Raw genomic sequence first — 12,907 nt, forward strand, 5'->3', positions numbered from 1 at the left:
CAGGCTGAGTCTGGGAATGCACATCCAGAGGTTGAACCTCCTAAGAAACCAGGGAACAGGGAACAGGAAATAAGGTTGCCTTCTGGATCAGGGAGATCAGGGAGATGTTAATACTATTTCTTCTCTCCCTGCCCCCTGCTCCCTGCTTCCTGCCTCCTGCCTCCTGGATTAGGCGAACAAAAGGAGTATCATCCCAATGCCGACATTCGCGCCAGGAAGAACGCCCAAGTGGTGACAATTCCTCCCAAAAGGTAATGAGCTACCCCCACAGCCCGACCATGAGTGATGCTCAAAGCGCGAGGCTGAATAGTTGTGGTAATTTTCAACTTGTTGTGCGCCCAAACAATTGATTCGATTAATTCTTGCCAGTAGCCACGACCACTAAACAGGAACATCAGACTAAAGCCGAAAACGAAGTGTCCACCTAAGAACATTAAGCCGTAGCCCGAAAGTGCTGTATTGTAGGATGTGATTACTTGCGTCGCCTGGGCCCAGAGGAAATCACGCAACCAGCCGTTATTGGTAATCGATGATTGGGCAAAGTTTCCGCCCGTAATGTGCGTTATTACCCCATCTGCATCTACCGTCCCCCAGACATCCGACTGCATTTTCCAGAAGAAGTGGAAAATCACCATTGACAAGGAGTTATACATCCAGAACAGACCCAGGAAAACATGATCCCAAGCTGATACCTGGCAAGTACCACCTCGTCCCGGACCGTCACAGGGGAAGCGGAAGCCCAAATTGGCTTTATCTGGAACTAAACGCGAACTGCGGGCAAACAACACACCTTTCAGCAGCACTAAAACAGTGACGTGAATTGTGAAGGCGTGAATGTGGTGAATCATAAAATCCGCAGTACCCAAGGTAATGGGCATAATCGCCACTTTGCCAGCCACTGCCACAATACCGCCGCCGAAGGCATAGCTGACAGGCTCGTGCAAATTAGGTGCACCAGTTCCCACTCCGCTCAGTTCCAGACCCCGCAAGCCACCGAACGCATTACCCAGAGGTGCAGCAGCTTGGAGAACTGGATTTCCGATGGTCATCGTCTGGATGTGTTGTATCCACTGAGCAAACACTGGCTGCAACTGAATTCCCGTATCCGAGAACATATCTTGGGGACGACCAAAAGCCCGCATGGTGTCGTTGTGGCAGTACATCGCAAAGCTATGGAAGCCCAAGAATTGACATACCCAGGCTAGGTGGGAGATGATTGCATCGCGGTGGCGGATCGTCCGATCCAACACGTTGTTAACATGGTCGGCTGGATTGTAGTCCCGTACCATGAAGATGCCTGCGTGAGCCGCGCCCCCAACAATGCAGAAACCTGCAATCCATACGTGGTGAGTGAATAGCGATGTAACGGTCGCATAATCCGTTGCCAGATAAGGATAAGGAGGCATCGAGTACATGTGGTGCGCCACGAGGAGGCTGGCTGTTCCAAACTGTACTAGGTGGATAGCTAGATTAGCGTGCCAGGAAGTCTCGAAAATTTTATCGAGGCCTTTATGACCGACAGGCCCAATAAAGCTGAATAATGGCAGCATCTTCGGAGTTCTGGCATCATCGAGCATTTCCTTGAAGTCGTGGCCGATGCCCCAATTCGTGCGGTAGAAATGGCCGGCAATGATGAATAGCACTGCGATCGCTAAATGATGGTGTGCTACATCTGTTAACCATAAGCCGCCCGTCACGGGGTTCAGACCGCCCTTAAAGGTCAAAAAGTCAGCAAAATTTCCCCACTGCAAGGTGAAGAAAGGCACTACACCCGAAACGAAACCCCAACTTGCACTGGGATAGAGCTGATCCATCAACTTGGAATTCAAGATGAATTCGTGGGGTAAAGGAATGTCTTTGATAGCTACCCCAGCATCTAACAACTTGTTAGTTGGTGAGGCAACATGAATCAGGTGTCCTGTCCAACCCAAAGAACCCAAACCTAAAAGCCCTGCCAGGTGGTGGTTCATCATTGACTCCCAATTCAGGAACCACTCTAGCTTGGGAGCGCGTTTATGGTAGTGGAACCAGCCAGCAAACAGCATCACTGCTGCCATCACCAAGGCACCAATGGCGGTGCAATATAGCTGGTAGGTATTAGTAAAACCTTGCCCGCGCCACATCTGGAAGAGTCCAGAGGTAATTTGAATACCGTGGAAGCCGCCGCCTACATCTGCATTCAAAATTTCTTGACCGAATATCGGCCAGACAACTTGGGCGCTGGGTTTAATGGCAGTCGGGTTCGCCATCCAACCCTCAAAATTGGAAAAGCGAGCGCCATGAAAATACATACCGCTCAACCAAATAAACACTACAGCTAAGTGTCCGAAGTGAGCGGCGAAGATTTTGCGCGATACGTCTTGTAAATCGCTGGTATGAGTATCAAAATCGTGGGCGAGTGCGTGGAGGTTCCAAATCCAAGTGGTGGTTTTGGGACCTCTGGCAAGGGCGCGGTCAAAGTGTCCTGGTTCCGACCACTTCTTAAATGAAATTGGCACCGGATTGTTATCAACCTCAACCCTTACCTTTTGCTCTCGCTCAGGAGTAATTGTCATTGAAATTCTCCCTTTTCCGTGAAAGAAATGAGAACTTTACTCTGCTCAAAGTTTCTCTATAAGTACTTAGTTATTAGTTGGTAGTCGCTGACCAACTAATAACTAACTGAAGCAAGAATTTACAACTTTGAGTTTTGTTTATTGGTAAGCTGTTCCACATTTAAATTGCATAATATCATAAAGAAAATTCTCTAGAAGCTTAGATGCAATAAGAACTCAAGAACGTCTTTCTGATAAGTTATGCAATTTAGATGAGTTTCAGTTTAATGATTTAACAGCAGAGAAAAAAGCCAGCGATTGACTAACCAGTAACGCTAGATTAGCGAAACAAAGGTAACTCAAGAAAAATAATTAGCTGAAAAACTCTTTCTTTGGAGAGAATAGGAAATAAAAATGAAGAACCCATGAAGAATAATACTTTCTTAATGAAAGGTTACATTTGTGTAGCTATCTGTTGTTGATTATCGATTCCAGCCCAGCACTGCTGAAACTTGGCTAGCTAGAGTTATAAAATCGAAAGGTTTAGCGATCGCAGTTCTTACCCCCAATTTGGTAAATTGTTCTAGTTCCTTAGATGATAATGTCGTCGTTAACAAAATTACAGTTATATCCTGGGTGACGGGGTTGTTCTGTAGTTGGTGCAAAATTGTCGATAAGTTTCTATCGGAGGCAAAAGTATCGAGATCCACAAGGATAACATCAACTGTTTGCGTCTTTGTTTTAGCGATGCCTGCGGCGGGCTACGCCTACGCTTCTTGGCTCGATACCGCCGTCAGTACTTCCCAGCCTTCTACTGTCTCCAAGCAAGGCTGAGTCACTTCCCGAATAGCATTTTTATTCTCAATCAGTAAGATGCGTCGGGTTTTCACTATTAATATTTACCTTCTGGCTTGCGATCGCCAGCTTCTTCTCATAGGGTAGGCAAAAAATATGAAAAACTAATGAAGAATGATAAAGAAAAAGAAAAATAGTTACACATTCGTGAGACACAAGATCCCCGACAATTTTTACGAAGTCGGAGATTTTGGGGTTGCAATTCTCACAAATCAAATATAGCGATTTTCATTTTAATGAGATACACGGTAGGGTAGCACAGCTGTCATTGGTGTCAACTTAAGCTAGAAATAGCTTACCTATTGGCTTCGTCACCCGCCTTGAACTAAAGTTCAAGGCTAATAGCTAAAGTCTACTGAAGTAGACTCAAGATTTTTGGAGATATTTTAGTCATCTTTAGATGACTTTTGCTATTAGCAAGGAACTTCAGTTCCTTGCAGGAGATAGCTTTCACGTTAAGTTGACACCCATGCATATCTGTGGGCCCCTACGGATTGTCTGTACTCCACACGATTGCAAATCGCTATACCCGCATTTCTCACAAGGAGAGAAGGGATTGAACTTGGCAGATTGAACTCTCCCCTGCTCCCCTCACGGGCGAAGTAATAAGTAATAAGTAAGATTCATTACTCATTACTCATTACTTATTTAATTATTGAGATGTGGTGAGAAATCCGGGTATAGGATTGCTATATTAACGCCTGCGCCACTTGTTCAGACAGAGTAAAGGGGTCGTAAGGCTTAGTAATTACTGCCACCACTTTTAGTTGAGTAAACTGACGCTGTTCAGCAGCCTGTGCTTTTGCTGTTAATAAAATCACGGGAATATTCTGGGTTTGGGGATTTGCTTGCAGATTCTCCAACGTCGTCAAGCCATCCATATCTGGCATCATGACATCTAAGAGAATCACATCTGGATGTTCACAAGCAGCTTTGAGCAAACCTTCTCTACCAGAACCAGCTGTCAGCACTTCCCATTCATTAGTTATCTCTAAACATATCTGAGTGGTTTCTCGGATATCTTCTTCATCATCAATAATCAAGATGCGCTTGTTCATTTGTTATCCCATTTTGGATTTTAAATTTTAGATTTTGGATTGTGAATGCGAGTGATTCTCACAGAGAAAAATTTACTGGTATCCATCTGTCGCAGTCATTTTTCAAATTGGTCAGGACTTACGCAAAATAATCAAAAAACGAATAGGTAAGTAATCGGACAGAAATATTTACACATTAGGTTTCAAGCTACATAAGGGTTTCAGGTAGAAATTTGTGTAATTAATTTTGTCTTACTACTTAATTCAAGTAGGGTGTGTTAGAGGTGTGTTAGACGAAAATAACGCACCCCAGCTTTCAATCATGGTGCGTTACGGCTGACGCCTAACACACTCTACATAAGCTTTATATTTGTTTACATGCCTATCTACTTAATGACTAATAGGTAATGTGAAATAAAATGTACTACCTTCCCCTAAAGTACTTTCTACCCAAATCTGGCCTCCGTGCTGTTGTATAATACTGCGGCAGATTGCTAATCCCAAGCCAGTTCCCCCTTGATGACGTGAGTTAGAGGCATCGACTTGCTGAAAACGGTCAAAAATTGTTTCTAATTTATCCTCAGGAATTCCTCGCCCCTGGTCTTTTACCTGGAATAGGATGTTGGAGTGGCAAGGGTCAGAAGAAGAACCAATCCCTTTTGTGTCTGTATTTATTTCTTTCCTAGTCTCTACTTGGGCGCTCAACGAAACTGTAAAACCTGGAGACGAAAATTTAATCGCGTTGCTGAGTAAGTTAGTGAGTGTCTGGATGATGCGGTCTGAATCTGCCCATAGCTGCACTGAAAGGGTCGTTAATTCTAGCTTAATTTCTGCTTTTTCAGCCATTGCCCGCATTTCGTCCACTGCTTGACTCATCAAGTCAGCTGCATTGCAAGTCTGTTTATACATCGTTGCTTTACCGGAATTGATGCGTTCAATATCAAGGATGTCGTTAATCAGACGCACCAAACGGTTAGTGTTATCAAAGGCAATTTCCAGCATCCGCTGACTTTTTTTTGGTTGATCGTTCAAGGAACCACGCGCTAGTAAACCTAAGGCGCTGCGAATTGAGGTGAGAGGTGTCCGTAGTTCGTGACTAACCACTGAGACAAACTCATCCTTCATTTGCTCGACTATCTGTCGCTCGGTAATATCCTTAAAGATGACTACTGCTCCGACAATATCGCCTTGTTCTCTAATTGGTGTACTTACATACTCAACTGGAAATTTCGACCCATCACAACGATAAAATATATCATCAGAAATATGTTGTACTGCCCCAGTTTCCAGAGTGGCGTGAATGGGATTTTCTTCCCAGCAATAGGGAGTGCCATCGGGTTGGGAATGGTTCACAATCTTGTGCATCAACTGATTTTTTAGTTCTGTCACCCCAGATAAAAGCATTCTAGCTGCTGCTGGATTAACAAAAGTGATTTTACCTTGGGAATTTAAACCGTAAATTCCCTCACCTGCGGAGTTCAAAATTAACTCGCTCTGTCGGCTGAGGCGTTCTAGAGAGGCTTGTGTTTGCTGGCGAGCGCGTAGTGCCCGTTCGCGTTTGCTCATTTCCCGCAGCAATCTTTCATTAGCACGCTGTAACTCCGCCGTTCGCTCCTGTACTCGCTCCTCTAGTTCGGCATTCAAGGCAGAGATTTTTTTCTCAGCCTGCTTGCGTTCTTCAATATCCTGCTGCAAGTCAGCATTGAGCGCGTGAACTTGCTGATAGAGTTCATACTGATGAATTGCCATCGCAAAGTGACTGCCCAAAGCTTGAGCGAGTTCAATTTCTGCGGTTTTCCATTCTTGGGCTTGACCTCGCTTTAACTCTCGCCATACTTCAAAAGATTGTATCGGATGCTGATGTCGCAAATCATTACGGTCAACTCGTCGTGCCCACAGAGTCTCTGTGTCTATTTCATAGCGAAAAATACTTAAGTAACCCAATATCTGCTGCCGATATTGCAAGCAAATAACCAATAAGCTGCGAATCCCAGCATCAAAAAACGCCTGTGCCAAGTCTGACTGTAGTGCGGCTTGATATAAATCAGTAATTGCCCAGACTAGTTTTCCCTTCTCGACAGTCGGCTCCATGTTTAAACACTCTTGCCAACCGGGATGCTCCTCGAAGAGGAATGGGGGACTGGGGACTGGGGACTGGGGATTGGGGATTGGGCATGGGGCATTGGGCATTGTTATTCTTTGCTCCTCTGCTCCCCTGCTCCCCTGCTCCCCTGCTCCTCTGCTCCCCTGCTCCCCTGCTCCTCTGCTTCTTCCCCAATCCCCATAGCTAAACACCTGAGCCGCCTCACCTGGGTTTTGGGGAGCGATATAAATTCTGCCACCAGCAGCCTGTAAAGCAGATACAGTCAACTCCAGGGCTTGTTGTAACTGCATTTCGGTCATGGAATGCAGTAGTTTGGCCACGCGGTTAATTGTGGCTTCTTGGTCAGCTTGGGCGCGGGTTTGTTCGAGGAGGGTATTCTGAGCGATCGCAATTGATAATTGATCTGCAACCAGTTGCACTACCTGTAATTCCCGCTCACTCACCTCTCGCGGCAAACTGTGATGAGATACCAACAACCCCCATAATTGGTCACGATGCAAAATTGGCACCACCAGAGAAGACTGCACTCCCATTGAGGTGAGGTATTTTACGTGACATGGGTCTACAACTCGAAACCGGATATCATTTTCATCAAGTGGCTCGGTCGTTTCCGAAGAATCTAAGGGACTCAGCCCAATTTGCTGGGCTGCAACATCCACAATTGAGCGCTGACGAGCTTTCAAAAACAACTCACGAGCTGCAAATGGAATATCCTCAGCGGGAAAATGTTGCCCTAGTAGAGATGGTAAGCGATCGCAGTTAACCGACTCAGCCACAACCTCACCGCTAGCATCTGCATCAAAACGATATACTTTTACACGATCAGTCTCCAAAAATACACGTACTTCAGCAACGGTTCCTGAGAGGATTGCTGGCAACTCTAGGGATTGACGAATGCGGTTCATCATCCGATGTAGCAGCGCTTCTAAGGAGTCGATAGGCTTTTGTTTTTTGTCTTTTGTCATCTGTCAGTTGTCTCAAGAAACAGTGCTGAGTGTTGACTGTTGACTGTTGACTGGAAACTGAGAAGAATTTCTTCCCCTGCTCCTCATCCCCTTCATCGCCCTCATCTCCCTCATCTTCCCCAATCCCCAGTCCCCAGTCCCCAGTCCTATTCACCCACATCGTCTAGAACATAATGGCAAAGGACTTTATCTAATTCTCTAAACGCCGGCTGCTGTAGTTCCCCAGAAAGAAGTTCTACTAAATGGCGAAGATGCAATACCTCACTTTGGTCAAGAGTAATTTGGGATAGCAATATTTGCTCTATGTGTTTAGCCAAGCGTGAACCTTCCGCAAAGCCAAAAATGCCTAAAGCTCCCCCTAGCTTATGTGCTGCATGATATGCTTTTTTCCGTAATTCTTCAGAGAGATTGTTGGCTTGTAACGCGAGTGAGGCTTGTTGGAGAATTTCTAAGCGATCGCTACTGTGTACTTTCAGCCTCTCCCACACAACTGCTAATGCTTCCCTAATCTGTGGCTTCCTTTTGCTTTGGCTTTGTTTTGTCTGTCTTAAGGCTACAGAGGGTTTTTCTTCATCTGCAAATACTTTCAGACGATAACCCAAACCATAGACTGTTTCAATAAAATCAGTTGGTGCGCCAGCTTGCGTTAGTTTCTGCCGCAAACCTTTGATGTGAGCTGTCACCGTATCTTCTTTGGGTGCTTCTTCTACAGACCAGAGGTGGTCTAAAATTTCACTGCGGCTGAAGACAATATGCTCGTTACGCAGAAAAAGCTCCAGTAAGCGATACTCCTTAGGCGTTAAATTCAAACCATGACAACCATAAGTCACTTCACAGCTACCAGGGTCAATACGCAGTTTTTCCCATTTCATCACTGACAACATGGGTGAATTTCGTCGCCGCAATAAAACACGAATTCGAGCTAATAATTCCGAGAGTTCAAAAGGTTTAACAACATAGTCATCTGCTCCTGCATCTAATCCCATCACTTTGTGAGTGCTAGAATTTTGGGCTGTCAGTAGCAGTACAGGTGTTTGATAGTTATGGGAACGTAACCTCTGACAAAGTTTTATGCCGTCCAATTTGGGCAGGATGATATCTAGCAAAATTAAGTCATAGCTAAAAGCTTCTACTAGCTCCCAACCAAGCAGACCATCAGCAGCAATATCAACTACATAGTGTTGATTACCAAGAACATTTTCAAGTGTTTTGGCAATACACTCGTCATCTTCAACTAGTAAAATTCTCATTCCATATCACCCTACTGTACCTAAAAGCTAGGACTTCATCAGAGGGAAAACAAATAATTAGGGAACTCCCAGAAATACATCATTACATAAGATAGGCAAGATGCCTAGACTAGCAAAAAAAAATTGGCTATTTTTTTTCCTTGGCAGTCCCTTAGCAACAATCAAAGTAGAAAAGTTTTACCTCAGAAAAAATCTGCCAATTGTTCACCACATATACTACTAGCACAGCACAGTGCAAACAGAGCAAGCATTGAAAATCAATGAAATTCTTGCAATATTAGGAATTACGAATTACGAATTCTGCCTTGGAGTACTAGCATCTTTGGTGAACAGAAAGCTTTGTATCGAACAAGTCTAATTCAAAATCATTATTGACTATTCTTTGACGCAAAAGTTATACAGCTTCAACCAAATTTACATTTGTTGACTTATTTTGATAATTAAAATGTGACTTACATATTGATTTTTGTATACCTCTATGTAGTCCTAGTAGAACATGGCGTAAATAAACAGACCATCTGGAATTGGTAAAAGGCTTATGGTATGGCTATTCTTTCTTTTGATTTTTGACTTTTGACTTATTGTACTAGGGGTAGGTCTTTTCCCTCTGACCCTTCTGATGAATATTGTGAACTTTTATGAAAATATGAACTTCCTTCATTGGTTCTTCATGTTTTTATTTTATGTTCCTTTTCATCGACCTTGAAGTAGTTTTTGTCTCAACGGCTTTGGTTTGAGTGCAAAAGATTATTCTGTCGTCTCCGGTTTTAGAAACTGCGGCGATAGAGAATTCCTATTTAATTATGCAAGGATCTATGTAACATGACGCCAAAGTCAGACAGCATAATTGCAACTTCGACTGTTAGCGTAGACGAGGCAGTCAGAGCAGCGGCTCCCACCGATGTTAACTGCCATGGGGTGAAGGTTACGCCTGCAAATCACAATCTTCAAACAATACCAACAAACATCTTAGAAAGACGCGAAAAGATTAGTTTATGGGAAAAGTTTTGTTCATGGGTGACTAGTACTGAGAATCGGCTGTATATTGGCTGGTTTGGCATACTGTTGATTCCTTGTGTTTTAACAACCACCATTGTTTTCATCATTGCTTTTATTGCTGCTCCGCCAGTAAACATGAACGGAATGGGTTCACCAATTTCCGGTGCTTTATTCGACGGCAATAATATCATTTCAGCCGCTGTAGTACCGACATCGGCTGCGATTGGTTTGCACTTTTACCCCATTTGGGAAGCTGCTTCTTTAGATGAGTGGCTTTACAACGGTGGTCCTTATCAAATGATTGTGCTGCACTTTGTGATTAGCATCATTTGTTACCAAGATCGGGAATGGGAATTGAGCTATCGCTTAGGGATGCGTCCCTGGATTTCTCTGGCGTTCACTGCTCCCGTTGCTGCTTCCGTCTCTGTATTCTTAATTTACCCAATTGGGCAAGGCAGTTTTTCTGCGGGAATGCCTTTAGGGATTTCTGGTACTTTTAACTTCATGTTGCAGTTTCAAGCAGATCACAATATTCTGATGAGTCCCTTACATCAGTTAGGGGTGATTGGGGTATTAGGTGGTGCAATGCTGAGTGCGATGCATGGTTCCTTGGTGACATCGACCTTGATTCGTACCAACGAAAGCGACTCAGAATCGATTAATGTCGGATACAAACTCGGTCAAAAACATCCAACCTACAACTTTAGGTCTGCTCAATTCTATCTTGGGCGGTTGGGATGGCGGCGGGCAAATTTTCCTAATTCTCGCAAATTGCATTTCTTCCTAGCGGCTTTTCCAGTAGCAGGAATTTGGTCTGCCGCCTTAGGGGTTGATGTCGCTGCATTTAACTTTGAAAAACTCACATTTGAGCAGCCAGAAATCAAAAGCCAAGGACGAGTTATTCACACTTGGGCAGACACAATTGATTGGGCTGATTTGGGGATAAAAGTGGCAGGTGAAAGCGATCGCCGAGATTATCACTTCTCTGAAGATTTAACTACAGAGGAAGCAGTGCCGTTGAGTTTATCATTACCGGAGCCGTAGTCCCGATATTCAACGCCAAATGAGCGCCAGACAGCTTCTTGTCAACTTCTATCTTGGCAGGGAGTGAAAAACCCTTGGAAGAAGTTGGCACGATTGGTATTAAGGGACTGACAAATAAAAAATATCCCACTGTTCACATTAAAAAGTAAAAAGTGAAAAGTAAAAAGATAATCCCCATAAATATATTTAGGGGAAATAATCACGGACGTATTATTTCTCGCGCTGCGCGTCTCGAAATAAATGTTTTTATTTCATTCCATAAATAAATTTAGGGGCTTGTGACCATTTTCCTTTTTCTTTATGAGTGCCTTTTTACTTTTTACTTTTGCTTTGTTCGGTCAACAGTCAGCAACTTCAAGCGGGATAATTTATTTCTTGGAATTACCTAAGAAAATGTACAACAATTTAGAAATTCCTCTCAGAAATATCAAGGCTACGCGCTGCATTCAAGAAGAAGCCATATCCTTGATGAGTGAGGAAGATGCAGTCGAACTATGACCTTATTTTGACTACATCATGAGAGCGTTGTCATAGGAAAATGTCAGGATGAAGTATGAAGTTTAAAAAACAAGTTCTTACTTCATTTTTTCCTAAATGCGGACTCGCTAAGAAGCAGGGGAGCAGGGGGAAAATTGTAGTAGATTTTTTCCATTTGCCCCTGGAGCCTCTTCCAATGACGCCATTTGCTTAAAGTCGTCATAGCCGACGCTAGCCAGTCGCTCATGGGGGCGCTACCCCATATCCCATATCCCATATCCCATATCCCATATCCCATACCCCATGCCCCATGCCCAAATTAGATTTTCTGAAACAGACAATTATTGCTCCCATAGTTGGGAATATTGCAATCGCCTTTTTTTCTGTGCTTGTAATGTTGTTGAAAACCTTTTTTCCCAACTCAATATCGGGCACATACTTACAACTGTTTTTCTAAAAGTTAAGAGCCTTGAAGAAGAATTCAGCTATTCTGAATTCAGGAGTCAGAATCAAGACGCGACTCGAAAATACTCGCTAACGCTGCGCTATCCGCTTTTTCGATCAAAATTCATTCTGTACATGGATAGCGGGGCGTTTAGCCCATTCTGACTCCTGACTCCTGAATTCTTCTTGATAAATTTAAAACTCCTAACTCGTAAATTCAAATTGAACGGTGGCCATTGTTCATCCTAACTAAGCAAAGGACAAAATTATGAAACGAATATTTGCTTTAATTTTGGTAATTTTTCTCTGGCTTAATGTTGTCCCCACAGCTTTAGCGGAGAACACTACATTAGTACCTTGTACCGAATCATCTGCATTTGTAGAACGAGTGCAAAATGCACCTGATAGTTATTACACGACAAAGCCATTAAAGGCTTATTCTCGGTTACTTTGTGGCGAGGATGGTTTACCTCATTTAGTTCTTGACCGCCTCAGCCTTGCCTTTGACGTGCTGACTCCCATAGTGATATTTCTCTACATTGCTGGTTGGATTGGCTGGACTGGTCGTTCCTATTTGCGGACAATTCAAAAACTTGGTTCCCCAGAAGAAAAAGAAATATTTATCGATCTGCCAGTGTTCGTCAAATGTATGATATTGGCTTTTGCTTGGCCGGCATCAGCAGTTCAAGAATTTCTCAGTGGTGAATTAGTTGCCAAGGATGAAGAAATCCCGATTTCAATTCGCTAAAGGTTATTGACAGTTGATGGTTTGTGATGAACTATCAACTGTCAATAAACCGAGTAAAAATGACATCTTGTAAATGTAAACTTAGTTGATTTAGGAGAAAAACATGGAGTCACGTTATTTGTTGAAATATCTCACAATGCTTCCTGTCGTTGCTACCTTAGCAGTGATTATTTTAGCAGTGATTTTCATTGAATTAAATTCCATTTTTCCTGGGTTACAATATGGGACTTTTTTCCATCCTCTACCGTAACTCCGTTGACTTCTACTATTGAAGAAGGCAAAAGGCAGGAGGCAGAAGGTTCCATTTAGAAGGGGATTCAACACAGTACTTAATGGGAACCACAAAACAAGAAAATTTGGTGTTCTTGTCTTAAACCCTTGTTCCCTTTGGTAACAGCAGAGAACAGAGGGCAGTATTCCTTCTGCCTTCTCCCAGGGGGAGACGCTAAA

At 43.5% G+C, this 12,907-nt stretch carries 10 protein-coding genes; 4 read left to right on the top strand and 6 right to left on the bottom strand.

The annotated features are described in order from the left end of the window. Positions 1-188 precede the first annotated feature (188 nt). The 6 genes from psaA to V7K67_RS28200 all read right to left on the bottom strand — a co-directional run bounded on the left by psaA (position 189) and on the right by V7K67_RS28200 (position 8,745). Positions 189-2,555, bottom strand: coding sequence for a photosystem I core protein PsaA (gene psaA, locus V7K67_RS28175; protein ID WP_335169365.1), 2,367 nt, complete (start codon positions 2,553-2,555; stop codon positions 189-191). Between the two features lie 461 nt (positions 2,556-3,016). Continuing rightward, positions 3,017-3,244, bottom strand: a complete 228-nt coding sequence (locus tag V7K67_RS28180; RefSeq protein WP_334731747.1) for a hypothetical protein — start codon at positions 3,242-3,244, stop codon at positions 3,017-3,019. A gap of 57 nt (positions 3,245-3,301) precedes the next feature. After that, positions 3,302-3,424 carry a hypothetical protein gene (locus V7K67_RS28185; protein WP_334710639.1) on the bottom strand — a complete coding sequence of 41 codons (123 nt, stop codon included), beginning with the start codon at positions 3,422-3,424 and terminating at the stop codon, positions 3,302-3,304. A 654-nt stretch (positions 3,425-4,078) separates the two neighbouring features. Next, positions 4,079-4,447, bottom strand: a complete 369-nt coding sequence (locus tag V7K67_RS28190) for a response regulator (protein WP_292781778.1) — start codon at positions 4,445-4,447, stop codon at positions 4,079-4,081. Positions 4,448-4,816: 369 nt separating this feature from the next. After that, a complete protein-coding gene (locus V7K67_RS28195; protein ID WP_335169368.1) occupies positions 4,817-7,495 on the bottom strand; it encodes an ATP-binding protein in 2,679 nt (892 codons plus the stop codon). Positions 7,496-7,641: 146 nt separating this feature from the next. Further along, a complete protein-coding gene (locus V7K67_RS28200) occupies positions 7,642-8,745 on the bottom strand; it encodes a response regulator (RefSeq protein ID WP_334731749.1) in 1,104 nt (367 codons plus the stop codon). An 822-nt stretch (positions 8,746-9,567) separates the two neighbouring features. Between V7K67_RS28200 and V7K67_RS28205 the strand changes: the two genes are divergently transcribed. The 4 genes from V7K67_RS28205 to V7K67_RS28220 all read left to right on the top strand — a co-directional run bounded on the left by V7K67_RS28205 (position 9,568) and on the right by V7K67_RS28220 (position 12,707). Continuing rightward, positions 9,568-10,788, top strand: a complete 1,221-nt coding sequence (locus tag V7K67_RS28205; protein ID WP_334731750.1) for a photosystem II q(b) protein — start codon at positions 9,568-9,570, stop codon at positions 10,786-10,788. Positions 10,789-11,088: 300 nt separating this feature from the next. Next, positions 11,089-11,286 (top strand): hypothetical protein, encoded by a 198-nt coding sequence (locus tag V7K67_RS28210; RefSeq protein WP_334731751.1) that lies wholly within the window; start codon positions 11,089-11,091, stop codon positions 11,284-11,286. Positions 11,287-11,977: 691 nt separating this feature from the next. After that, the gene (locus tag V7K67_RS28215; protein WP_334710643.1) at positions 11,978-12,457 is read left to right on the top strand and encodes a Photosystem I reaction center subunit III; all 480 of its coding nucleotides are present in this window, start codon (positions 11,978-11,980) and stop codon (positions 12,455-12,457) included. A gap of 103 nt (positions 12,458-12,560) precedes the next feature. After that, the gene (locus V7K67_RS28220) at positions 12,561-12,707 is read left to right on the top strand and encodes a photosystem I reaction center subunit IX (RefSeq protein WP_334710644.1); all 147 of its coding nucleotides are present in this window, start codon (positions 12,561-12,563) and stop codon (positions 12,705-12,707) included. Positions 12,708-12,907 lie beyond the last annotated feature (200 nt).

Source organism: Nostoc sp. (assembly GCF_036917155.1).
In the GTDB taxonomy this organism is placed as follows: Bacteria; Cyanobacteriota; Cyanobacteriia; order Cyanobacteriales; family Nostocaceae; genus Nostoc.